The organism is Streptomyces sp. NPDC047108, assembly GCF_040643575.1.
Taxonomy (GTDB): Bacteria; Actinomycetota; Actinomycetes; order Streptomycetales; family Streptomycetaceae; genus Streptomyces.
The window spans coordinates 693,059-716,267 of record NZ_JBEYUP010000001.1 but is presented as its reverse complement, the minus strand read 5'-3'; the positions used below and the strand labels follow the sequence as shown (position 1 = coordinate 716,267).

At 72.2% G+C, this 23,209-nt stretch carries 17 protein-coding genes and 1 riboswitch; of the genes, 9 read left to right on the top strand and 8 right to left on the bottom strand.

The window, feature by feature from the left end; translation table 11 throughout:
- The first annotated feature begins 30 nt into the window (after window positions 1-30).
- From ABZ822_RS03125 to ABZ822_RS03100, 6 genes are all read left to right on the top strand, one after another.
- Window positions 31-2,244: a carbon starvation CstA family protein gene (locus tag ABZ822_RS03125; RefSeq protein WP_360846144.1), complete on the top strand. Its 2,214-nt coding sequence runs from the start codon at window positions 31-33 to the stop codon at window positions 2,242-2,244.
- Entirely contained in the window at window positions 2,241-2,447 is a 207-nt protein-coding gene (locus tag ABZ822_RS03120; RefSeq protein ID WP_360846142.1) for a YbdD/YjiX family protein, read from the top strand. The genes ABZ822_RS03125 and ABZ822_RS03120 overlap by 4 nt, the downstream gene beginning before the upstream one ends.
- Before the next feature lie 383 nt (window positions 2,448-2,830).
- Window positions 2,831-4,450, top strand: coding sequence for an ATP-binding cassette domain-containing protein (locus tag ABZ822_RS03115; protein WP_360846140.1), 1,620 nt, complete (start codon window positions 2,831-2,833; stop codon window positions 4,448-4,450).
- 172 nt (window positions 4,451-4,622) lie between these two features.
- Entirely contained in the window at window positions 4,623-5,141 is a 519-nt protein-coding gene (locus tag ABZ822_RS03110) for a GNAT family N-acetyltransferase (protein ID WP_360846138.1), read from the top strand.
- A gap of 297 nt (window positions 5,142-5,438) precedes the next feature.
- Window positions 5,439-5,569, top strand: a riboswitch (cobalamin riboswitch).
- Window positions 5,570-5,711: 142 nt separating this feature from the next.
- Entirely contained in the window at window positions 5,712-8,159 is a 2,448-nt protein-coding gene (locus ABZ822_RS03105; protein ID WP_360846136.1) for a ribonucleoside-diphosphate reductase subunit alpha, read from the top strand.
- Entirely contained in the window at window positions 8,159-9,193 is a 1,035-nt protein-coding gene (locus tag ABZ822_RS03100; protein WP_360846134.1) for a ribonucleotide-diphosphate reductase subunit beta, read from the top strand. The genes ABZ822_RS03105 and ABZ822_RS03100 overlap by 1 nt, the downstream gene beginning before the upstream one ends.
- A 345-nt stretch (window positions 9,194-9,538) precedes the next feature.
- Here the strand turns inward: ABZ822_RS03100 and def are convergent, their stop codons facing one another.
- The 7 genes from def to ABZ822_RS03065 all read right to left on the bottom strand — a co-directional run bounded on the left by def (window position 9,539) and on the right by ABZ822_RS03065 (window position 17,185).
- Window positions 9,539-10,186, bottom strand: coding sequence for a peptide deformylase (def, locus tag ABZ822_RS03095; RefSeq protein WP_360846132.1), 648 nt, complete (start codon window positions 10,184-10,186; stop codon window positions 9,539-9,541).
- Window positions 10,187-10,381: 195 nt separating this feature from the next.
- Window positions 10,382-11,365 (bottom strand): hypothetical protein, encoded by a 984-nt coding sequence (locus ABZ822_RS03090; protein ID WP_360846130.1) that lies wholly within the window; start codon window positions 11,363-11,365, stop codon window positions 10,382-10,384.
- Window positions 11,366-11,694: 329 nt separating this feature from the next.
- Window positions 11,695-13,074: an HD domain-containing protein gene (locus tag ABZ822_RS03085; RefSeq protein WP_360846128.1), complete on the bottom strand. Its 1,380-nt coding sequence runs from the start codon at window positions 13,072-13,074 to the stop codon at window positions 11,695-11,697.
- Between the two features lie 395 nt (window positions 13,075-13,469).
- On the bottom strand, window positions 13,470-14,951 hold the full coding sequence (locus ABZ822_RS03080) for an HD-GYP domain-containing protein (RefSeq protein WP_360846126.1): 1,482 nt from the start codon (window positions 14,949-14,951) through the stop codon (window positions 13,470-13,472).
- Between the two features lie 294 nt (window positions 14,952-15,245).
- Window positions 15,246-15,605, bottom strand: a complete 360-nt coding sequence (gene rsrA, locus ABZ822_RS03075; RefSeq protein ID WP_360846124.1) for a mycothiol system anti-sigma-R factor — start codon at window positions 15,603-15,605, stop codon at window positions 15,246-15,248.
- Entirely contained in the window at window positions 15,602-16,270 is a 669-nt protein-coding gene (locus ABZ822_RS03070; protein WP_360846988.1) for a sigma-70 family RNA polymerase sigma factor, read from the bottom strand. Before ABZ822_RS03070 ends, rsrA begins: the two co-directional genes overlap by 4 nt.
- Window positions 16,271-16,528: 258 nt before the next feature.
- Window positions 16,529-17,185 carry an alpha/beta family hydrolase gene (locus ABZ822_RS03065; protein WP_360846122.1) on the bottom strand — a complete coding sequence of 219 codons (657 nt, stop codon included), beginning with the start codon at window positions 17,183-17,185 and terminating at the stop codon, window positions 16,529-16,531.
- A 179-nt stretch (window positions 17,186-17,364) separates the two neighbouring features.
- Here ABZ822_RS03065 and ABZ822_RS03060 point away from each other — a divergent pair, with 179 nt between their 5' ends.
- Window positions 17,365-17,988: a GntR family transcriptional regulator gene (locus tag ABZ822_RS03060; protein ID WP_360846120.1), complete on the top strand. Its 624-nt coding sequence runs from the start codon at window positions 17,365-17,367 to the stop codon at window positions 17,986-17,988.
- 618 nt (window positions 17,989-18,606) lie between these two features.
- Window positions 18,607-21,294: a pyruvate dehydrogenase (acetyl-transferring), homodimeric type gene (gene aceE, locus ABZ822_RS03055; protein ID WP_360846118.1), complete on the top strand. Its 2,688-nt coding sequence runs from the start codon at window positions 18,607-18,609 to the stop codon at window positions 21,292-21,294.
- A 211-nt stretch (window positions 21,295-21,505) separates the two neighbouring features.
- Here the strand turns inward: aceE and ABZ822_RS03050 are convergent, their stop codons facing one another.
- On the bottom strand, window positions 21,506-22,330 hold the full coding sequence (locus tag ABZ822_RS03050; protein ID WP_360846116.1) for an SOS response-associated peptidase: 825 nt from the start codon (window positions 22,328-22,330) through the stop codon (window positions 21,506-21,508).
- Between the two features lie 96 nt (window positions 22,331-22,426).
- Between ABZ822_RS03050 and ABZ822_RS03045 the strand changes: the two genes are divergently transcribed.
- Window positions 22,427-23,140 (top strand): M50 family metallopeptidase, encoded by a 714-nt coding sequence (locus ABZ822_RS03045; RefSeq protein WP_360846114.1) that lies wholly within the window; start codon window positions 22,427-22,429, stop codon window positions 23,138-23,140.
- The last annotated feature ends 69 nt before the right edge of the window (window positions 23,141-23,209 follow it).

Here is a 23,209-nt window from a genome sequence, read left to right as displayed (position 1 = left end):
TGAGTCGCCGGAGGGACGGAGAACGTTGCCATGCCAGATCCAGCAGCACCACCGCAGGCACCCCAGCGCAGACTCTCCCCGCAGGCCATAGCCCTCTGGTCGGTCGTCGCCCTGGTCGGTGCGTCCGGCTGGGCCGTGCTGGCGCTCTCCCGGGGCGAAGAGATCTCGGCGGCGTGGATGGTGGCGGCGGCGCTCGGCTCGTACGCCATCGCGTACCGCTTCTACGCTCGCTTCATCACCCGGAAGGTCCTGAAGGTCGACAAGACCCGGGCCACGCCGGCGGAACGACTCGACAACGGTGTCGACTTCCACCCCACCGACCGGCGCGTGCTGTTCGGTCACCACTTCGCCGCGGTGGCGGGTGCGGGCCCGCTGGTCGGTCCGGTCCTCGCGGCACAGATGGGCTACCTGCCCGGCACGATCTGGATCATCGTCGGCGTGATCTTCGCCGGTGCCGTGCAGGACATGGTCACGCTGTTCTTCTCCATGCGCCGCAACGGCCGCTCGCTGGGCCAGATGGCGCGGGACGAGATCGGCCCGTTCGGCGGTGCCGCCGCCCTGGTCGCGGTCTTCGCGATCATGATCATTCTGCTGGCCGTGCTGGCGCTGGTGATCGTCAACGCCCTGGCCCACTCGCCGTGGGGTGTCTTCTCCATCGGCATGACCATTCCGATCGCCCTGTTCATGGGCTTCTACCTGCGGGTGCTGCGGCCGGGAAGGGTCACCGAGGTCTCCGTGATCGGTGTCGCGCTGCTGCTCCTCGCCATCGTCGCGGGCGGCTGGGTCGCCGAGTCCTCACTCGCCGACTTCTTCACGCTCTCGCCGGGCGCGCTGGTCGTCTGGATGGTCATCTACGGCTTCGTGGCCTCGGTCCTGCCGGTGTGGATGCTGCTGGCCCCGCGTGACTACCTCTCGACCTTCATGAAGGTCGGCACCATCGCCCTGCTCGCGCTCGGCGTCATCATCGCCCTGCCGACGATGAAGATGGAGGCGGTCACGCCGTTCGCCTCCAGCGGGGCCGGCCCGGTCTTCGCCGGGTCGCTCTTCCCGTTCGTCTTCATCACCATCGCGTGCGGCGCGCTCTCCGGCTTCCACGCCCTGGTCTCCTCGGGCACCACCCCGAAGATGATCCAGAAGGAGACGCAGGTCCGGATGGTCGGCTACGGCGCCATGCTGACCGAGTCCTTCGTCGCCGTGATGGCGATGATCACGGCCTGCATCATCGATCCGGGTCTGTTCTTCGCGGTCAACTCGCCTGCCGGCGTGATCGGTTCGACGGTCGAGTCCGCCTCGCAGGCCGTCGCCGGGTTCGGATTCACCATCTCGCCCGAGGAACTGGCCGCGGCGGCCAAGTCGGTGGACGAGGCGAGCCTGCTGTCCCGTACGGGCGGTGCCCCGACCTTCGCCCTCGGCATGTCGGAGATCTTCTCCTCGGTCGTGGGCGGCGCGGGCCTGAAGGCGTTCTGGTACCACTTCGCGATCATGTTCGAGGCGCTGTTCATCCTCACCACGGTGGACGCGGGCACCCGGGTCGGGCGCTTCATGCTCCAGGACATGCTGGGCAACGTCTACAAGCCCTTCCGCCAGGTGAGCTGGAAGCCGGGTGTCTGGATCGCCAGCGCCGTCGTCGTCGGCGGCTGGGGCTACTTCCTGTGGGTCGGCGTCCACGACCCGCTCGGCGGCATCAACCAGCTCTTCCCGCTCTTCGGCATCGCCAACCAGCTCCTCGCGGCGGTCGCGCTGGCCGTCTGCACCACGCTGCTGATCAAGTCCGGACGCCTCAAGTGGGCCTGGGTGACGGCCGTTCCACTGGCGTGGGACGTGGCGGTCACGCTCACCGCGAGCTGGCAGAAGGTCTTCTCGGACGACCCCAAGATCGGCTTCTTCAAGCAGGTGAGCGTCAATCAGGACGCCATCGACGCGGGCAAGGTCCTGCCGCCCGCCAAGAACATGGACGACATGCACACCATCGTCACCAACGCCACGGTCGACGGTGTGCTCGCCGCCCTGTTCGCGCTGCTGATCATCGTGGTGATCCTCGACGCGGCACGGGTCTGCTACAAGGCGATCCGCAACCCCGAGAGCGCGCAGCTGCAGGAGGTGCCGTACGAGAAGTCGACGCTCGTCGCACCCGCCGGGCTGTTCGCCACCAAGGAGGAGAAGGCGGAGCTGGTCGCGGCCGGAGTCGGTGCCGGGGACGGCGACGCGGAGGGCACCGACCGTACGCCGGAGCCCCGGCCATGAGCACCGCGGCCGGTATCCGCAGGGCGGCTGCGCGGATCCGCTGGTTCTGGCGCGAGGCGTCGGGCGAGGCGACGTACGACCGGTACGTCGCACACGCCCGGTCGCACGATCCGGAGGCGGAGGTGCTCAGCCGCAGGGAGTTCGAGCGGCAGCGCACCGACGCGCGGGAGGCCGACCCCAGGGACGGCTTCCGCTGCTGCTGAGCACAGGCTGACCGGCGGTCCCGCCGGTGCGCGGGCCGCCGCCCCCGTCAGGGGGCGGCGGCCCGCTGCCGTGTCCGTCGCGGCCGGGTGAGCGGTTCGGGACGGCTGCCGGCGAAACCTGATGGTGCCGCGTGCGGGGGTCGCGTACCGTCGATACGTATCTGTTGTCGCCGTCGGGAGAGGCCAGTGCTCGTCTGAGGTCTGAGACACCGTGCGCCCGAGACGTGGCGCCCATGAGTGCGACCTCGGAAGCGAGCTGCCTGCAGACCCGGCACGTCATGCCCGGTCCGGCGCCTTACTTCACGAAATCCGCGGTTCTCCGCGGGTGCGGTGTCTCCACATGCCGGCCCCCTTCACCAGTACGTCCACGGGAGACACCCGATATGAGCATCCGCGCCACCGCACCCGTCCTGTGCACCGGGCTGTCGTTCGCCTGGCCGGACGGCACGCCGGTCCTGGACGGCCTTTCCTGGGCAGCCGGTGAAGGCCGTACCGGCCTCATCGGGCGCAACGGCAGCGGGAAATCCACCCTTCTGCGGCTGATCGCCGGGCGGCTCGTTCCCTCCTCGGGCTCCGTGCACGTCGCCGGCGATCCCGGCTACCTGCCCCAGGACCTCACCCTCGCCCCTGCCCTGCGTGTGGACGAGGTGCTGGGCGTGGCCTCGGCCCGCGCCGCCCTGCACGCGATCGAAGCCGGGGACACCGATGAGGACCACTTCACCGCCCTGGGTGACCGGTGGGACGTGGAGGAACTCACCGAGGCCGCCCTGGACCGCCTGGGCCTGGGCCACATCGGACTGGACCGCACCGTCGGCGAGATCTCCGGCGGTGAAGCCGTCCTGCTGCGCCTGGCGGCCCTTCTGCTGGCCCGCCCCGGCGTCCTGCTGCTGGACGAGCCGACCAACAACCTCGACCGCCCTGCCCGCCACCGCCTCTACGACGCCGTCACCGAGTACCGGGGCGCCGTGATCGTCGTGACCCACGACCGCGAACTGCTGGAGCGTGTCGACCAGATCGCCGAGCTGCGCGCCGGCGCCGTGCGCACCTTCGGCGGCAACCTGACCGCGTACGAGACCGCCATCGCCACCGAGCAGGAAGCCGCCGAGCGGGCCCACGTCACCGCCCGCGCCGACCTCGCCCGGCAGCGCCGTGACCTGGCCGCCGCGCACACCCGGCAGGCCCGCAGCGCCCGCTACGGCAAGCAGATGTACGCCGACAACCGCCTGGACAAGACCTCTGCCCAGACCATGAAGCGCGCCGCCCAGGTATCGCGCGGCAAGCAGCAGGCCGTCCACGACCAGCGCCTGGCCGACGCCCAGGACCGCCTGGACGCGGCCGAGCACCGGCTCCGCGACGACGACGCCATCCGCATCGACCTGCCCGGCACCGCCGTCCCGCCCCACCGCACCGTCCTCACCATCGAGCACACCCGCCTGCGCACCGGCCGCAGGGTTGACGACCTGCGCGTCCACGGGCCCGAGCGCATCGCGCTCACCGGCCGCAACGGCACAGGCAAGACCACACTCCTGCGCACCGTCGCAGGGCAACTCCCGCCCGCGGAAGGCGACGTCACGGTCCATGTCCCGCTGCGCTACCTGCCGCAGCGCCTGGACCTGCTCGACGGCCGGCGGTCGATCGTCGACAACATCGCGCATCTCAGCCCTCATGCCACCGGAAACCGGATCCGCGCCCAGCTGGCCCGTTTCCTGTTCAAGGGCGGTCGCGCCGATCAGCTCGTGGAAACGCTCTCGGGAGGAGAGCTCTTCCGCGCGACGCTGGCCGCGCTGCTGCTGGCGGACCCCGCTCCTCAGCTCCTCCTGCTGGACGAGCCCACCAACAATCTCGACATGGACAGCGTCAGCCGGCTCGCCGAGGCCCTGGCCGGCTACCGGGGTTCGCTGATCGTGGTCAGCCACGACCTCGCGTTCCTCGACCGTATCGGCATCACGCGCCGGCTGGACCTCGACGCCGATGTGGCTGGGGAAACCTCAGGAGAAGCATGAGGGGCCGGGCGGCGGTCATGGCGGCTCCCCGGAAGGGCGGTCGCGGCAGCGGGGTACGTGCTCAACGGCGGCAGGGGCCGAGGACGTCCAGGTCGCCCGCGTACGGGGGCCGGCTCTCGCGTCACCGAATCTCGGGTGACGGGTGGCGCGGAACTGCTGCAGACTGACGTACATGGACGTCGTGATCCGAGCCGCCCGCGCGGAGGAGTACGAACCCCTCGGGGAGATCACGGCCCGTGCCTATCTCACGGACGGGCTCCTCGACTTCGGGGACACCGACCCGTATCTGGAGCACCTGCGGGACGTCAGGGGCCGGGCGGGGCACACCCGGGTGCTGGTCGCGGTGGACGGCGGGAGCGGTGAACTGCTCGGCGGCGTGGCCTTCGTGACACCCGGCAGCCGGTACGCGAACGTGGCCCGGCCCGGCGAGGGCGAGTTCCGCATGCTCGCCGTCGCTCCGGCCGCGCGGCGGCGAGGGGCGGCCGACCGGCTCGTACGGGCCTGCCTCGACCTCGCCCGGGAACAGGGCCTGGACAGCATGGTGCTCTCCAGCCACCAGCGGATGACCGCGGCCCACCGGCTGTACGAGCGGCTGGGGTTCGTACGGGCACCGGAGCGGGACTGGTCGCCCGTACGGGACCTCGACCCGCTGTGGGTGTTCACACGGGACTTGGGACAGGAAACGGCGTGAACCGCCGGGCGCGGGCGACGGTCCGGGCGCGTGGTCGGGACCGGGGCGCGAAGTATCGCGGCGCGCCGAGGAGTTGCGCGGCGCCCCCGGAGTGAGAAGTCTCACCGGCCCTCTCCGCCGTCCCGCAGCCCCTCCGGGCACCCGGATCCGGCCACTGCCGCGGCACGTCCGCGCAGGGCCCCGCAGGCCGCTCCAGGCTTGGATCCCGGGTCTGCCGGGCCTCCGCTCAACCTGCCCACCACCGCGATCCTTTGAGCGCACGACACAACATGTGGGGGTGCATGCGTACGGCACCACTAGATGTATGCTCGTCCCCGTTGCCGCAGCAGGGGAATCCGGTGGGAATCCGGAACTGTCCCGCAACGGTCTGGATAGGGGCATCTGCGCCCGTCCGAGTCCGAAAACCTGCCGGTGACGCCCGGCTCGACCGAACCGGGCCACGACACGTCCGGGCCTCGTGGGTTGGGCCTGCGGGACGTCGCGCTGTGCTGCGCCCTGACGGGGGGTGGGTTCGCGTGCGCCCGCAGGCAGACCGCCCTCGCGGCCCCCAGCCGAGCGAGGGAGAACCACGTGACCGTCGCGCCCGCAGATCCTGCGTCACGCGAGTCCGTATCGGAGCCCGCCACCGCCGCGGTGACCACCGCGCCCGTGGACCGGGGCACGTCCGCGGACGGTGCCGACGCCCTCGGTGCCGCGCTGCTGCGCACCCTGACCGACCTCACCGCCGACCTGCCCGCGACCGACGCCGGCCGCGTCACGACGGCCGCCCTGCGGGGCCGTCACGCGGGTTCGGACGAGGCCGAGTTGCGGGAGCTGGCCACCGAGGCGGCGGCCGGTCTCATCTCCGAGGACCCCGAGTACTCCCGGCTCGCGGCGCGGCTGCTCACGCGGGCCATCGCGGACGAGGCAGCGGGCCAGGGCGCCGTCTCCTTCTCGGCGTCGGTCGCCACCGGCCACCGCGAGGGCCTGATCGCCGACGGGACCGCGGAGTTCGTCCGCGACCACGCCGCCCGGCTCGACGCCCTCGTCGACGCCGCGCTGGCGGAAGGCGCCGACGACCGGTTCGGCTACTTCGGCCTGCGCACCCTGCACAGCCGCTATCTGCTGCGCCACCCCATCACCCGTCAGGTCATCGAGACCCCGCAGCACTTCATGCTGCGCGTGGCCTGCGGTCTGGCGGAGGACGGCTCCGAGCGCGCCATCGGCGAGGTCGCCGCGCTCTACGGCCTGATGAGCCGGCTGGACTACCTCCCCAGCTCGCCCACCCTCTTCAACTCCGGCACCCGTCACCCGCAGATGTCCTCCTGCTATCTGCTGGACTCCCCGCTGGACGAACTGGACTCGATCTACGACCGCTACCACCAGGTCGCCCGGCTCTCCAAGCACGCGGGCGGCATCGGGCTGCCGTACAGCCGTATCCGGTCCCGCGGTTCACTGATCCGCGGCACCAACGGGCACTCCAACGGCATCGTGCCGTTCCTGCGCACCCTCGACGCCTCCGTGGCCGCGGTCAACCAGGGCGGCCGGCGCAAGGGCGCGGCCTGTGTCTACCTGGAGTCCTGGCACGCGGACATCGAGGAGTTCCTCGAACTGCGCGACAACACCGGTGAGGACGCCCGCCGTACGCACAACCTCAACCTGGCGCACTGGATCCCGGACGAGTTCATGCGCCGCGTCGAGGCGGACCGGCCGTGGTCGCTGTTCTCCCCCTCCGAGGTGCCGGAACTGGTGGACCTCTGGGGTGAGGAGTTCGACGCCGCGTACCGCAAGGCCGAGGCCGAGGGCCGCTACGTCAAGCAGCTCCCGGCCCGCCAGATCTACTCCCGGATGATGCGCACCCTCGCGCAGACCGGGAACGGCTGGATGACGTTCAAGGACGCCGCCAACCGCACGGCCAACCAGACCGCCGAGCCCGGCCGCGTCGTCCACTCCTCCAACCTCTGCACGGAGATCCTGGAGGTCACCGACGACGGCGAGACCGCCGTCTGCAACCTGGGCTCGGTCAACCTCGCCGCCCACCTGGGCGAGGACGGCTCGATGGACTGGGAGCGGCTGGACGCCACCGTCCGTACCGCCGTGACCTTCCTCGACCGGGTCGTGGACATCAACTTCTACCCGACCACCCAGGCCGCGACCTCCAACCAGCGCTGGCGTCCGGTGGGCCTCGGCGTGATGGGCCTTCAGGACGTCTTCTTCCGGCTGGGCCTGGCCTTCGACTCGCCCGAGGCCGCGGGGCTCTCCACCCGGATCGCCGAGCGCATCATGCTGGCCGCGTACGAGGCGTCGTGCGACCTCGCCGAGCGCCACGGCCCGCACCCGGCCTGGTCCTCCACCCGCGCCGCCCGCGGCGTCCTGCACCCCGACCACTTCGGCGTGGAGACGCAGTGGGGCGAGCGGTGGGAGGAGCTGCGCGCCCGCATCTCCCGTACGGGCATGCGCAATTCGCTGCTCCTGGCCATCGCGCCGACGGCCACGATCGCCTCGATCGCGGGCGTGTACGAGTGCATCGAGCCGCAGGTGTCGAACCTCTTCAAGCGCGAGACGCTCTCCGGAGAGTTCCTCCAGGTCAACTCCTACCTGGTCGCCGAGCTGAAGCGGCTCGGGGTGTGGGACGGCCAGACCCGTGAGGCGCTGCGCGAGTCCAACGGCTCGGTGCAGGACCTGGGATGGATCCCTGAGGACGTACGCCGCCTGTACCGCACGGCGTGGGAGATCCCGCAGCGCGCGCTGATCGACATGGCCGCGGCCCGTACGCCCTACCTCGACCAGAGCCAGTCGCTGAACCTCTTCATGGCCTCCCCCACCATCGGCAAGCTCAGCTCGATGTACGCCTACGCGTGGAAGAAGGGCCTGAAGACGACGTACTACCTCCGGTCCCGTCCGGCGACGCGGATCGCCCAGTCCGCGCGCGCCGCCACCGCCACGAGCGCCCCCATCCCAGCCCAGCAGGCGGCCGCCGCCGACGAGGCCGTCGCCTGCTCCCTGGAAAACCCCGAGTCCTGCGAGGCCTGCCAGTAATGACCACCCCGACCGACCCGAACACCGCGCGGGGGAAGAACCTCCTCGACCCGGGCTTCGAGCTGACACTGCGCCCGATGCGCTACCCGGACTTCTACGAGCGCTACCGGGACGCCATCAAGAACACCTGGACCGTGGAGGAGGTCGACCTCCACTCCGACGTGGCCGACCTCGCCAAGCTGTCGCCGGGCGAGCAGCACATGATCGGACGCCTGGTCGCCTTCTTCGCGACCGGCGACTCGATCGTGGCCAACAACCTGGTCCTCACGCTCTACAAGCACATCAACTCCCCCGAGGCGCGGCTGTATCTGTCGCGCCAGCTCTTCGAGGAGGCCGTGCACGTCCAGTTCTATCTGACGCTGCTGGACACCTACCTCCCCGACCACGACGACCGGGTGGCCGCCTTCGCCGCGGTCGAGAACATCCCCTCCATCCGTGAGAAGGCCCAGTTCTGCTTCCGCTGGATGGACTCGGTGGAGGAGATCGACCGGCTGCGCACGAAGGAGGACCGGCGCCGCTTCCTGCTCAACCTGATCTGCTTCGCCGCGTGCATCGAGGGCCTGTTCTTCTACGGCGCGTTCGCCTACGTGTACTGGTTCCGCTCCCGCGGTCTGCTCCACGGCCTGGCCACCGGCACCAACTGGGTGTTCCGCGACGAGTCGATGCACATGGACTTCGCGTTCTCCGTCGTGGACACCGTCCGCGAGGAGGAGCCGGACCTCTTCGACGAGGACATGGGCAAGCAGGTCACGGCGATGCTGGAGGAGGCCGTGGAGGCGGAGCTGCAGTTCGCCCGCGACCTGTGCGGTGACGGCCTGCCGGGCATGAACACCGACTCGATGCGCGAGTACCTGCAGTGCGTGGCCGACCAGCGGCTGCGGCGGCTGGGCCTGCCCGCGCGCTACGGCTCGGAGAACCCGTTCTCCTTCATGGAGCTGCAGAACGTCCAGGAGCTGACGAACTTCTTCGAGCGCCGCCCGTCCGCGTACCAGGTGGCGGTCGAGGGCTCGGTCGCCTTCGACGACGACTTCTGATCGGCCCACCGCCGCAGGCCCGGTGCCCCGGGTCTGCGGCGGTGGCCGATTCGTCGGCCGCCCCCGACCGCTCAGCGCAGCGGGATGCCCGCCACGCCCGCGATCCCCTTGTGGTCGCCAGGATCACGAGTGATCACCGGGCATCCGTCGGGCCACTCGGCAGACGCTGCGCGAGGTAGGCGGCGTGCGCCGCACCCTCGGGCACTCCGGCCCTCAGCCGGGCCCCGCACCAAGCCACGGCGGCGAGATCGAGCTATCGCGGGCGCGGGCCCGCATCGGACACCAGCGGGGCGGCCTCAAGGGAGGCCGCCCCGCTGGTGCGAGCGTGTGGTGCGAAGCCAGGAATCAGTCGTTGGGGACCGTCTCGTAGCGCGGCGTGCCCTCTTCCATCTGCCGGAGCGCGTCCTTGCGGTCGCGCTTGGAGAGCCGGTCGATGTAGAGGTAGCCGTTCAGGTGGTCGGTCTCGTGCTGCAGGCAGCGCGCGAAGTAGCCGGTGCCCTCGACGACCACCGGGTTGCCCTTGAGGTCCTGGCCGCGGCAGATCGCGTAGTCCGGGCGGGCCAGCGACGCGTAGGCGGTGGGGACCGACAGGCAGCCCTCGTTGGAGTCGTCGAGGACGCGGCGCTCGGCGGGCAGTTCGTCGATCACCGGGTTGCAGATCACACCCACGTGCCGCACGCCCTCGTCGTCCGGGCAGTCGTAGACGAAGACCCGCCGGTCGACGCCGATCTGGTTGGCCGCGAGGCCCACGCCCTCCGCCGCCCGCTGGCTCGCGAACATGTCGTCGACGAGCTGCTCCAGCTTCTCGTCGAAGTCGGTCACATCCTGGCAGCGCCGGTGCAGCACCGGGTTGCCCACGACGGTGATCGGACGGGCGGTGCCGCGCTCGCGGTGCGCCTGCTCCCGTGCCTCGGCGTCCACCGTGTCATCGGTGAACTCCGAGGACCGTGCCTCGGCGTCCGCCACCTGCTGCCCGCTCTCCTGCTGCGCCATCTGAGCCGTACGCCTTCCTCATGCCTGATGCGATGCCCGTGACAGGGCTGCTCTACAGGGTACGGGCAGCGACGGGGCGCGCGGACCGGGTCGCCGGAGCCCGGGCCTGCCTCCCGTCGGGCCCGCCGGATCCCGCGGCCGGGACGGTGCACCTCGCGGCGGGGGTGCCGTACCCCGGCCGCCTCCCGCCCCGGGTCAGCAGACCTCTTCGAGGTCCCGCCACGCGCGCGTGTCCGCGCTGTCGGCCACCCAGCTGTCGAGCAGGCCGCGGACCAGCCCGGAGGGCGCCGCGATCCCGCACTCGCGCTCCGGCACCCACAAATCGCCGGCCGTCCTGTGCCCGAGCGGTCCCGGGTGGCCCGGCTCACTGTGGTCGTGCGGGTCCAGATGCGGCTCGCCGTCGCCCTCGTCGCTGGGCATCCGGCTCTCCGAGCACGAACGGCACAGCAGCCGCACCGACGAGGACCAGTCCTCGGCCGCGAACCCGGCGTCGGCGGCGAGCTGCTCCAGGGCGTCCCGGTCGCTCTCCCCGGCGGCCTCCAGCAGCACGACCCAGGTCGGTACCGGGGACGGCGCCCACAGCTCGATCTCGTCGAAGACGGGGTACGAGGGGCCCGCGGAGGTGACCCGCTCGCCGTGCGGCACGCCGTCGTGCAGCACGACCTCGCCCCAGCGCCGCCCGGACGAGGGCAGCGGAATGGACAGCACCTCGATGCGTGCCGGGTCGAGCCTGCGGCCCCACACGACCTCGGCCTCGCCCTCGGGCGAGAGCCGTACGGCGGCGCTGCCCAGCTCCATGCCGACGGGCTCGGTGGCCGGGGCGCCCTCGCCGGGCACCTTCAGCCCGTACGCCTGCCAGGCGCGGCGGGCCAGCGGCCAGTCCTGGAGGGCGGTCGCGGCGATGCCGACGTTCCACCAGTCCGGAGCACCGGCCTCGCGGTCGAGGAGCGCTACGGCGCGCAGGCCCGCGGCCCGCGCCTGCTCCCAGTCGTGCCGGAACTTGTGGAGCAGCGCGAGGTTGAACCAGGACTCGGAGAGCCAGGGTTCGAGATCGGCGGCCTGGGTGAGCAGCGCCCCGGCGTCCTCGTACCGGCCGTCGCCGATCAGGGTGAAAGCCCGGTCGGTCGCCTGCCGCCACGAGGCGGAGGGACGGTGCCGTACCTTGCCGAAGATCCTCACGTTTTCCCGCCTGCCGATTCGCTCCGTGTCCGTTGCCGTGTATGCCGTACGCGGGCCGGCCGATGACGGCCAGGACGTCCCTCCCTGTACGGCGTCCCCGGCGCCGCCCTCCCCCTGAGGACAACCTGCCACACATCGCCCACGATCTCAGCCCGGATCCGGACGCTCACCACTGCTTCTTGCCACCCGGGTGAACTCCGAATCCCCCTCTTCTCCGCATCCAACCATGCACGTCTCGGCACGCGCTCATTACCCACGGGTTCTGCGGCTCCAGGGACGGCTGTTGCCCGTCCGCGGCCCCCTCTGTCGGCCTGATCACTCCCGGGCCGCTACGGCGGCGGTCCGCCGCCGCGGGCGAGCACCCGGGCCAGCGCCTCGACGACCCGCGGCTCGTAGTCCCGTGCCGTGGAGAGCCGCAGCCGTTCGAGGGCGCTGAGCGGGCCGCCGAGGCACCCGCCGCCGCCCGCGAGATCGTCGAAGGCGTTGACGGTCCGGACGATGCGGGCCGTCAGCGGCTGCTCCCGGTACGGATCGGCCTGGCGCTCGACGACCACCGCGACCTCCGCCGGAACCCCGGTCTGCCGGACGACCGCCCCGCCGAGCAGGGCGATACGGCGCTGCTCGTCGGGCGGCAGCGGCTCGGTGGCACCGGCGGGGACCGGGTCGACGAGGGAGAGCTGGCCGATGTCGTGCATCAGCGCCGCGTTCTCCAGCACGGTCAGGTCGGGCTCGGCGAGCCCCAGCTCGCGGCCGACCGCCCGGCTGAGGACGGCGACCCGGCGGGCGTGACCCGCGGGCGTGTAACCCGCGATCTCGGTGGCGCGGGCGAGCGAGGCGATCGTCTGGCGGTAGGTGCTGCGCACAGCCGCGTAGCGGCGGAACGAGAACTGCGTGAGCAGCAGCGGCACGCAGAACACCGGCAGCGCCCACAGCCCGGCGACGGCCACGGCGAGCGCGATCACCACCCCGGTCGCGCAGATCGCCGTGCCGATGCCCAGCAGGGCCCGGAGTTCCTCCCGCAGGAAGGGGCCGAACGGCCAGCCGGTACGGGCCCGCGCGAGGGCCGCGCACAGGACGGCGTCGGAGAGGGAGGTGAGGGCGAGCAGGAGGACGAGCAGGACGGCGTAGTACGGGCCTTGGCCGAGCAACTCGTCCAACGAGCCGGAGTTGTACAGGGGTTGGAAACAGGTGGCGGCGAACGCGACGGTGAGGATCCGGCGCGCGAGGTGGTCGAGGACGGGGCCGCGGCCGAGGGCGACGTGCGGTGCCGTGCCCGCCAGGGCGGCCGCCCCGACGACGGTGACGACCTGCGGGACGCCGTGCGTCGAGGGCGTTCCGGCGATCTCGCCGAGCAGCGCGTAGGCGAGGGCTCCCGCGGCACCGAGCGGAGCGGCCTCGCGTCCGTCGGGGCCCCAGCGGACGAGTTCGCCGACCGTGATGAAGACCCCGAAGGCCAGTGCGGCACCCGGCTCGTGGATCCCGTGCCAGAGCGTCCAGGCGAATCCGCCGAACCCGAGCAGCGCTCCGAGGATCCGTACGCCGAGGACGGCCCAGGGCACGGCGGCGGACGGCGCTCCGGGGGCGCCGTAGTGGCGCTCGGCCGCGGATCCGGCCTGTCCCGCGTGTCCGGGGCCGCCGTGCGGGGCGGCCCCGGACGGGGGCGCGGCGCGGTCGCCGCCCGTCCGGCCGGCTGCGGCGGAGTCCGCCATCAGGCGCTCGGCGGGCGGCGGTTCGGAACCCCGCGGTCCGGAACGAACGGACGGTCCGGTACGGGGCGAGGACACAGAACTGGCGGACAGTCCTGTACTCGGTGGGGGCGCGGCGGACGCTCCTGTGCCGGACGGCGGTTCGGAACCGGACGGCCCGGGGATCCCGCCGGAGGATCCGGCGGACCGGTCCCGCTCGCCCGCTTCGGTGCCCGCACCGGCGGTGCTCTCCGGCCGGGACGCGGACCCGCCGGAATCCGGGGCGGCGCCGCTACCGGGCGCCGCCTCGCCACCGTCCCCGGGGCCCGCCTCCGGCGACGCCGAGGCCGAGCCGGGATCAGGGGGCCGGGACGAGGCCGACCGTCCGCGCGACGGCCGTTCCGGGGACGGCCTGCCCTTCACCCGGAACCTCCTCGGTCCGCCCGGCCGGACGCCGACTGCCCGTGCGAGCCGACGGGCCGCCGCGCCGCCCCCGCGACCGGGACGGGCCCCGAGGCGGAGTACGGGGCCGCCGCCGTTCCGGCTCCCTCGGCTCGGGCCGTCTCGCGGCCCGGTGCGGGCACGTTTCCGCAGGGGTCCATGGCCGTCGTCTGGTCCGCGGTGACGGCGGGGTGCCAGCCGTGGGTGTCGATCGCGCGGGCCAGCGCCCTCACCATCCGCGGGTCGAACTGCGCCCCCGCGCACCGCCGAAGTTCCTCGACCGCCACGGACACCGGCCGCCCGCGCCTGTAGGAGCGGGTGGAGGTCATCGCGTCGAAGGCGTCGGCGACGGCGACCACCCGGGCGCACTCGGGGATACGGGCGCCGGAGAGCCCGTACGGGTATCCGCGCCCGTCCAGGCGCTCGTGGTGGTGCAGGATCGCCGCGCGCGCCTCCCCCAGGAAGCCGATGCCCCGGACCATCTCGTGCCCGTACTCGGGGTGCAGCTCGATGACCCGCCGCTCCTCAGGGGTGAGTGGGCCGTCCTTGCGCAACAGCCGTGTGGGGACGCCGAGTTTGCCGACGTCGTGCAGGATCCCGGCGAACCGGAGCGTCTCGACCCGGTCGTCGTCCATGCCGAGTTCGCGGGCGATCATCACCGAGGCGCGCCCGACGCGCTCGCCGTGTCCGCGCGTGTAGCGGTCCTTGATGTCCACGGCCTGGACCAGGGCCCGGATGGTGGCCTGATGAGCCGCGCGCTCCCGGTGGTACTGCCCGAACACCCAGCAGGAGACGTACATCGGCAGCAGCACCAGCAGCGCGGCCACCGGCCCGTACGGGCTGCGCCACAGCACCGCCATCATCAGGCCCGCCAGCCCGTGCACCAGATGGGGGGCGAGCGAGCCGAGCACGGGGACGCGCCACGCGGTGCGGGCCGGGCAGCGCTCGGCGAAGATCAGGATCCCGCCGTCGAGGACGGCGAGGACCAGGCAGAAGGCGACGGCGCCCGCTGCGGCGGGCAGCAGGGCGTAGGGGAAGTCCGCGGCCGACACGGCGTTCGGGACCCCGCCGGAGAATCCGCCGCCGTTGAAGGCCAGCGCCGCGAAGTACGAGGCGAGCGGGAACTGCGCCGCGTGCCACACCCGCCGCAGCCAGACCGGGTGCTGCTCCACACGGCCGAACAGCGCCCCGGGCACGGCCACGAGAGCGGCTGCCGACGGCGGCAGCAGATACGCCCCGGCCAGCAGGACCGGGACGAACGACCCCATGCCCGTGGGCGCGCGATGCCCCATGAAGGGGCAGCGGGTGAGCTGCTCGCACGCCGCGTACAGCAGGGCGAGCAGGCCGACCACCGTCCACGGCGTCCCGGCTCCGGGGCGCACCGCGGGCACGGCGCAGGCCACGGCGGCGAGCACGGCGCACAGGATGTACGCGCGAGCGCCCGGCGGCACAGCTCGCATGACAGGTCCTCCCCCTGCTCACCGCGCGCCGGTTCTCCTGCCGGCGCAGGCGTCAGGAAGGGGAGAATAGGCCCGCATCAGGGCCGGGGAAGGGTCATCCGCGTATTAGGCCTTCCGAGGCGTTCGTATTCGCACCTTCGGGTGACACGAGGACGATGAAACGCCCGGAAACAAGCCGCGGCGGCCGGTCAGGTCCGGCCGGATCCACATCGTGTGCGCGGAGGCCCGTGGCTGTCACGGATCGCGCCAGGGCGCCCGCCCGCTCGCGCGTGAGCCGGGGCGCCGCAGGGGCCGTCAGGCGGATTCGGTGGTGCGCGTGGCCCGCGCGGAGGCGTCCGCCTCCTGCGCCTGCTGCTCGGCCACCGCCTGCTCCATCACGGACTGCTCGGGTACCGCCTCACCGGCCCGGATGAGCTCGATCCGGCCCATCACCTTGGACCGCAGATCGGCCGGCACGTCGTCGTGACCGCAGCAGCGCTTCACGAGCTTCTTGACGGCCTGCTCCAGGCCGTACTTCTCCAGGCACGGCGAGCAGTCGTCGAAGTGCTCCTTGAACTTCGCGCTGTCGACCTCGGGCATCTCACGGTCGAGGAACTCGTAGAGGTGGTCGAGGACCTCTGAGCAGTCCGTCTCGTGCGGATCTCCGCAGCTCATGATCCCGCGCCTTTCCGATCGGTCGACTCGGTCGACGCAGCGCCCGCCCCGGCGGGGACCAGCCCGCGCTCACGGGCGTAGTCCTCCAGCAGACCACGCAGTTGGCGGCGACCGCGGTGCAGCCGCGACATCACTGTGCCGATGGGTGTAGCCATGATGTCCGCGATCTCCTTGTACGCAAAGCCCTCCACGTCCGCGAGGTAGACGGCGATGCGGAACTCCTCGGGGATGGCCTGCAGCGCCGCCTTCACATCCGAGTCGGGCAGGTGGTCGAGCGCCTGCGACTCGGCGGAACGCAGCCCGGTCGACATGTGCGACTCGGCGCGCGCGAGCTGCCAGTCCTCGATGTCCTCGGCGGCACTGCGCTGCGGCTCGCGCTGCTTCTTCCGGTAGGAGTTGATGAAGGTGTTGGTCAGGATCCGGTAGAGCCACGCCTTCAGATTGGTGCCCTCACGGAACTGGTGGAACGAGCCGTACGCCTTGGCGTACGTCTCCTGCACCAGGTCCTCGGCGTCCGCCGGATTGCGCGTCATACGCAGCGCGGCGGAGTACATCTGGTCGAGGAAGCCCAGGGCGTCCCGCTCGAAGCGCGCATTGCGCTCGGCGGCCGTCTCCGAGGACCGGCCGTCGTCGGTCCCTTCGTCGGTGCCGGTGACCGGACCCACCTCCTCCAACGCCTGCGCGGACCCGAAAGGTGATCCGCTCGAATCGGAGGATAGACGACGATCCACTCCGCCCGCCGCTCCGTGCAGGGCAGGCTGCGCCACCGCCACCTGCGACCACACCACGTCGGTGGCCTGCGGACGGGGCGGGCATTGGATCGAACCCATGCGGGAGACTCCCTCTGCTGATGCCATCTCTAAGGACATCCCGCACAACGCGACCCCGCCCCGGCACATTCCCCGCCGCCGGAGTGATCTCCCTCATCCGTCGGCCGGCAGTCCGTCCAGCCACTCGGCGACCGCGTCGACGATCAGGGCGAGCGCCTCCTCCTGGCCCAGGGCCGCCGCCTTGGGGACGGCGAACCCGTGGTCGCCGTGCGGCACCTCCACGATCCGGGTGCCGGCGGGGAACTCGTCCGGGTGCCCGAACGGGTCCCGGCCGCCCTGCACGACGAGGGTGGGCACCCCTGCCCCGGTCAGCTCGTCGGCCCGCGACTTCTCCGGCCGGCCAGGCGGGTGCAAGGGGAACGACAGCGCGAGCACCGCACGGGCGCCGAGCGAACGCGCCGTACGGCAGGCGACCCGCGCGCCCGCGCTGCGACCGCCGGCGACGACCGGGAGGCCCGGCTTCTCCAGGGCGGGCCACAGGGCGTTCCAGCCCGCGTCCAGGGTCTTCGGTGCGGGCGCGACCTTCTTGCCCGCGACGCGCCAGGGCTGCTCGACGAGCGCGACCGTCACGCCGCGCGTGGGCAGGACCCCGGCCAGCGCCTGGAGATCGCGCGCCTCGATGCCGCCGCCCGCGCCGTGGCCGACGGCCAGCACCTGCCGCGCTTCCCTGGAGCCGCGGCACCAGGTGATCCGCGCGTCGCCTGCCGGTGTGGGAACAACCTCGGTCTCGATCACCCCACCATCCTGCATCGCCGGACGCCCGCGTGCCGCGTGACGCCCACGCCGTGTCCCGCGCCCCGCTCCGCCACCCGTGCACCTCGCCTGTGTTCCTCGTCACTGAGGCGTTCCGTGAGCCGTCGGGGGCGCCCGGCACCGGGCCCGGCCGTATTGTCGGGGGCGCCCGCCGACTCCCGAGGAGCAGCTCCCCCATGGCCCCACCCGTCGTCCACTCCCTCCGCGAGCAGATCCGCGAGCACATCGTGTCGGGGATCATCAGCGGGCGGTGGAAGCCGGGCGAGCGGATCGTGGAACGGCGGATCGCCGTCGAACTGGAGGTCAGCCAGGCACCCGTACGGGAGGCGCTGCGCGAGCTGGAGGCGCTGCGGCTGATCGAGTCCACCCCCAACAAGGGCGTACGCGTACGGAGTCTGGCCGTCGCCGACCTCGAGGAGATCTACCCGGTGCGGGCCGGTCTGGAGCAGATCGCGGCCGAGCTGGCCGCGCCCGTGCTCGGCTCGGACGTCTCCGTGCTGGAACCGGAGGTCGCCGCGCTGTACGAGGCGGACCGCGCGGGCGACGCGGAGGCGCAGGTGCGCCACACGGTCGCCTTCCACCGTGAGCTGGTCCGCGCGTCGGGGAACAGCGTCCTGCTGCACACCTGGGAGTCGCTGGGCATCGAGGTGTGGACGGCGCTCTCCATCCGCTGGCTGGGCACCCGGCAGGAGTCGTACGCGGAGGAGCACGAGGCCGTGGTGGACGCCTTCCGCCGCAAGGACCCGCGGGTCGGCGAGCTGGTCAAGGAGCACGTCCTCTCCTGCGCGCCCCGCGCCTGACGGGCCCCGGGCCCCCTGCGCCCCGCCCGCGGATTGGGGCAGGCGCTGACGCACATTCCCGGGCTGGGCCCCGCGGTGCCGGCCGCGCGCCGCGGCCGCCGGGTGGGCGGCGGGAGTTGACGTGCACGTGCGGGTCCGGTCGGGCGGTACGCGGGCCCGGTCGAGATCCGCGCGTGGCCGCGCCACGCAACGCGGGACCGGGTGCCTCGTCCGGTTCAGGACCCACGTGCCCGGTACAAGGAGGCGCTTGTGCCCCGTGTCCACGTACGTCAGCGCCCGCGCGGCCTGGCCGAGATGCGGGCGCGGCGGAGCGCCTCGCGACCGTCCGCCGGGGCGGCGTGGCTGCGGGCCGCCTGGCTCCCAGGCCCCGGCGCCGCGTGCCGGGGCAGCCGGGTGGGCACCGGGTGCCGGGTTCCATGGCACGGAATGCCAATTTTGCCGTTCGGAGAAGTTTTCCGCCCACCCCACTTTGATCGATCATCGATCAGATCTACATTGACTCCCCGGGCCCACCGGCCTCGCCCTGCCCACCCCCCGGCAGGACCGTGCTCACCGTCCCGTCTCCCCGCCCACGCGCGGCCGGAGGAGGGACCAGTCATCAGTCGAAGGCGGCCACCCATGACCGACGTCGTGCGCAACCAGCCGAGCGGGCTCGACCAGCTCCCCGACCGTGACCCCGAGGAGACCGCCGAGTGGGCGGCCTCGCTCGACGCCGTCACCCGCGCCGCCGGACCGCACCGCGCCGCGTACCTGATGCGCCGCACGCTCGAGCACGCCGAGGGCAGCGCCCTGGCCCTGCCGAGGCTGCTGGAGACCGACTACGTCAACACGGTCCCGACCTCCGCCGAGCCCGGCCTGCCCGGCGACGAGGACCTGGAGCGCCGGATCACGGCCTGGAACCGCTGGAACGCGGCCGCGATGGTGACCCGCGGCAGCCGCTACGGTCTCGGCGGCCACATCGCCACCTATGCCTCCGCGGCCTGGCTGTACGAGACCGGCTTCAACCACTTCTTCCACGGCAAGGAGGGTGACGGCTCGGGCGACCAGCTCTTCGTCCAGGGCCACGCCTCCCCCGGCATCTACGCCCGCGCCTTCCTCGACGGCCGCCTGACCGAGGGCCACCTCGACCGGTTCCGGCAGGAGGCCGGCGGCGACGGCCTGCCCTCGTACCCGCACCCGCGGCGGCTGCCCTGGCTCTGGGAGTTCCCGACCGTCTCCATGGGCCTCGGTCCTCTCTCCGCCATCCACCAGGCGCGCTTCAACCGCTATCTGCAGCACCGCGGCATCAAGGACACCTCGGCCTCGCACGTCTGGGCGTTCCTCGGCGACGGCGAGATGGACGAGCCGGAGTCGACCGCCGCACTCGCCCTCGCCGGCCGCGAGGGCCTGGACAACCTCACGTTCGTCATCAACTGCAATCTGCAGCGGCTCGACGGTCCCGTCCGCGCCAACTTCAAGATCGTGCAGGAGCTGGAGGCCCAGTTCCGCGCCGCCGGCTGGAACGTCGTGAAGTCCCTCTGGGGTACGGAGTGGGACGCCCTGTTCGCGCTCGACACCACGGGCGCGCTCGTACGGCGGCTGCGCGAGGTCCCCGACGGCCAGTTCCAGACGTACGCCACCCGGGACGCCGCCTACGTCCGCGAGCACTTCTTCGGCAGCGACCCCGCACTCGCCGAGATGGCGAACGTGCTGACCGACGCGCAGATCGCCGCCTGCTTCCACACCTCCCGCGCGGGCCACGAGCCGCGCAAGGTGTACGCGGCCTACCGTGCGGCCGTCGAAGCCAAGGGCGCGCCGACCGTGATCCTCGCCCAGACCGTGAAGGGCTTCACGCTCGGTCCCGGCTTCGAGTCGCGCAACGCCAACCACCAGATGAAGAAGCTCACGGGCGTGGAGTTCCGCGCGATGCGCGACCTCCTCGAACTCCCCATCCCCGACAGCGCCCTGGGCGAGGACCTGGTGCCGTACGCCCACCCCGGCCCCGACTCCCCCGAGGTCCGCTACCTCCAGGAGCGGCAGGCCGCGCTCGGCGGTCCGGCCCCGGCCCGCCGGGTCCACCCGGTGGCGCTGCCCGAGCCGTCGGCTAAACCCTTCGAGGCGCTGGCCAAGGGGTCGGGCACCCAGGAGATCGCCACGACCATGGCCTTCGTCCGCTTGGTCAAGGACCTGATGCGGGAGAAGGAGACCGGCCGGCGCTGGGTGCCGATCGTCCCCGACGAGGCGCGCACCTTCGGCATGGAGTCCCTGTTCCCGACCGCGGGCATCTACTCCCCGCTCGGCCAGACCTACGAGCCGGTCGACCGCGATCAGCTTCTCTACTACAAGGAAGCGCAGAACGGTCAGATCCTCAACGAGGGGATCACGGAAGCCGGTTCGATGGCCGACTTCACCGCGGCCGCCACCGCGTACGCCACGCACGGCGAACCGATGATCCCGTTCTACATCTTCTACTCGATGTTCGGATGGCAGCGGACGGCCGACCAGATGTGGGCGCTCGCCGATCAGTTGGGTCGCGGTTTCCTCATCGGCGCGACCGCTGGACGCACGACCATGACCGGCGAGGGCCTCCAGCACGCCGACGGCCACTCGCATCTGATCGCCTCCACCAACCCGGCGGCGCTCGCCTACGACCCCGCGTTCGCCTACGAGGTGGGCGTGATCGTCCGCGAGGGCCTGCGCCGGATGTACGGGCCGGAGGCCGAGGACGTCTTCTACTACCTCACCGTCTACAACGAGACGAAGGTCCAGCCGCCCATGCCCCAGGGCACGGACGTCGAGGACGGCATCCTCAAGGGCCTGTACCGGTACCAGGAGGCCGACGTGGTGGAGGGGGCGCCGGAGTCCGACGCCCCGCGCCTCCAGCTCCTGGCCTCCGGAACCGCCATCCACTGGGCCCTGGACGCCCAGCGCCTGCTCGCTGACGAGTGGGGTGTGGCCGCCGACGTCTGGTCGGCGACCTCCTGGAGCGAGCTGCGCCGTGACGCCCTGTCCTGTGACGCGGCGCAGCTCACGGGCGAGGACCGGGTCCCGTACGTCACCCGTGCCCTGGCAGGCGCACCGGGCCCGGTCCTCGCCGTCAGCGACTGGATGCGGGCGGTCCCGGACCAGATCAGCCAGTGGGTGCCGCAGGACTGGAACTCGCTGGGCACGGACGGTTTCGGCCTCTCCGACACCCGCGACGCCGCCCGCCGTCACTTCGGCGTCGACCCGCGGTCCGTCGTCGTCGCGGCGCTCGCGGCGCTGGCCCGGCGCGGCGAGGTCAAGCAGGAGGCGGTACGCGAGGCCCGCGAGCGGTACGGGCTCTGAGACGCGGCGGTGGGGTCCGGCCGGTCACGCCCCGGCCGGGCCACCACCGCCGTCCCAACACGGGGAGGGCGGCGGAACGTCACCCCGGCCGGGGACGGAACGTCACCCCTGTGGTGACGGCGAACCGTCACCCCGGCCGGGAAGGGAACGTCACCCCCGAAGTGACGGCGGAACGTCACCCCCGCAGTGACGGCGGAACGTCACCGGGAAGTCAGAACAGCGTCCCCTCCTGCGGGGCTTCGAGCTCCTCGAGCAGTTCGGGACCGTTGTTGCGGACGTTGCTGACGTCCGTCGACACCGGGTACGCCCGCATCATCCCGGCCGGCGGCGCAGCGAGCAGCGAACGCAGGTCGTCGGGGTCGGTCCGCGCGGGGTCGAGCCAGTCCGCCCACCGCTCGCGGGGCAGCACCAGCGGCATCCGCGGGTGGATGTCGGCCAGCGCCTTCGGCCCGTCGCCGCCGGACTCCTCCGCACCGGCCAGCGGCGTGGTCTCCGCCTCGGTGGTGACCACCGTGCAGGTCACCCACCACGACCGCGGGTGCTCCGGGGGCAGCGTCCGGTCGCGCCAGAACTCGTACAGACCGGCCATCGCCATGACCGACCCGTCCGCCGGGGTCACGAAGTACGGCTGCTTCCGGGGCCGCTTGCGCTTGCCCTGCTCCTCCAGCGCGCGCTCGGAGCCGGCGGTGACCCACTCGTAGTAGCCGTCGGCGGGCAGCAGGCAGCGCCGCGTGGAGAACGCCTTCTTGAACGAGGACTTCTCGTGGACCGACTCCGCCCTGGCGTTGATCATCTTCACCCCGACCTCGGGCGTCTTCGCCCAGGACGGCACCAGGCCCCAGCGCAGCATCCTCAGCTGGCGCACCGGGGCGGGGTCGTCCGTCTCCTTGTCCCGGCGCTCCAGGACGGCGTAGACGTCCTTCGTCGGAGCGACGTTCCAGTCCGGGGCGAGGGCCTCCTCGGGCTCCCACTTCGCCACGTCGAACAGCCCGACGAGGTCCTCGGGTCTCCGGCTCGCTGAGTATCGACCGCACATAAGTGCCACACTGCCACGACGCGCGGACGACACGACATGCCCGATGCCGTATCCGCCGCCGGCACATCCGTACCGCCACGAGGGAGCCGCCCGTCCATGGACACCACGCACATCGGCGATCTGTGGGACCGCGTCATAGGCACGCAGCCGGACCCTTCGCTCTGGCTCGTGGCCGTGACCGCGGTCGTCGCCCTCGCGGCCGTGGTGCCGCAGACCGCCTGGCGGCTGAGCCGCAACGCCGTGACGATCGCCCACGAGGGCGGCCACGGCCTCGTCGCCCTGCTCAGCGGACGCCGCCTGGACGGCATCCGGCTGCACTCCGACACCTCGGGCCTGACCGTCTCGCGCGGCAAGCCCACCGGGATCGGCATGGTCCTCACGGCGGCCGCCGGCTACATCGCGCCCTCCCTGCTGGGCCTGGGCGGGGCCTGGCTACTGGTCGCCGGGCACATCACGCTGCTCCTGTGGGGCGCGATCGTGCTGCTGTTCGCGATGCTCGTGATGATCAGGAACGCGTACGGGGTATTGACCCTTCTCGTCACCGGCGCCGCCTTCTTCCTGGTCTCCTGGCTCACCGAGGCCGCCGTCCAGGCGGCGTTCGCGTACGGCGTGGTGTGGTTCCTGCTCTTCGGCGGCGTCCGGCCGGTCTTCGAACTCCAGGCGAAGCGCCGCCGGGGCGGAGCGCCCGACTCCGACGCGGACCAGCTCGCGCGGCTCACCAACGTGCCCGCCGCCCTGTGGCTGTTCCTCTTCCACGCCGTCACGATCAGCTCGCTCATCGGCGGCGGGCGCTGGCTGCTGGAGCTGTGACGCCTCCTACCATCGCCCTCTACCACCGTTGCATTTCGCGGGGGTTTCTCCGATTTTGATCAAGATCTG

Coding starts and splice junctions, on each gene's coding strand:
- ABZ822_RS03110 (WP_360846138.1), top strand. CDS start 4,623: ATGGACGTCGTGATCCGAGCCGCCCGCGCGGAGGAGTACGAACCCCTC.
- aceE (WP_360846118.1), top strand. CDS start 18,607: ATGACCGACGTCGTGCGCAACCAGCCGAGCGGGCTCGACCAGCTCCCC.
- ABZ822_RS03115 (WP_360846140.1), top strand. CDS start 2,831: ATGAGCATCCGCGCCACCGCACCCGTCCTGTGCACCGGGCTGTCGTTC.
- ABZ822_RS03100 (WP_360846134.1), top strand. CDS start 8,159: ATGACCACCCCGACCGACCCGAACACCGCGCGGGGGAAGAACCTCCTC.
- ABZ822_RS03080 (WP_360846126.1), bottom strand. CDS start 14,951: ATGCGAGCTGTGCCGCCGGGCGCTCGCGCGTACATCCTGTGCGCCGTG.
- ABZ822_RS03085 (WP_360846128.1), bottom strand. CDS start 13,074: ATGGCGGACTCCGCCGCAGCCGGCCGGACGGGCGGCGACCGCGCCGCG.
- rsrA (WP_360846124.1), bottom strand. CDS start 15,605: ATGAGCTGCGGAGATCCGCACGAGACGGACTGCTCAGAGGTCCTCGAC.
- ABZ822_RS03045 (WP_360846114.1), top strand. CDS start 22,427: ATGGACACCACGCACATCGGCGATCTGTGGGACCGCGTCATAGGCACG.
- ABZ822_RS03120 (WP_360846142.1), top strand. CDS start 2,241: ATGAGCACCGCGGCCGGTATCCGCAGGGCGGCTGCGCGGATCCGCTGG.
- ABZ822_RS03060 (WP_360846120.1), top strand. CDS start 17,365: ATGGCCCCACCCGTCGTCCACTCCCTCCGCGAGCAGATCCGCGAGCAC.
- ABZ822_RS03125 (WP_360846144.1), top strand. CDS start 31: ATGCCAGATCCAGCAGCACCACCGCAGGCACCCCAGCGCAGACTCTCC.
- ABZ822_RS03065 (WP_360846122.1), bottom strand. CDS start 17,185: ATGCAGGATGGTGGGGTGATCGAGACCGAGGTTGTTCCCACACCGGCA.
- def (WP_360846132.1), bottom strand. CDS start 10,186: ATGGCGCAGCAGGAGAGCGGGCAGCAGGTGGCGGACGCCGAGGCACGG.
- ABZ822_RS03050 (WP_360846116.1), bottom strand. CDS start 22,330: ATGTGCGGTCGATACTCAGCGAGCCGGAGACCCGAGGACCTCGTCGGG.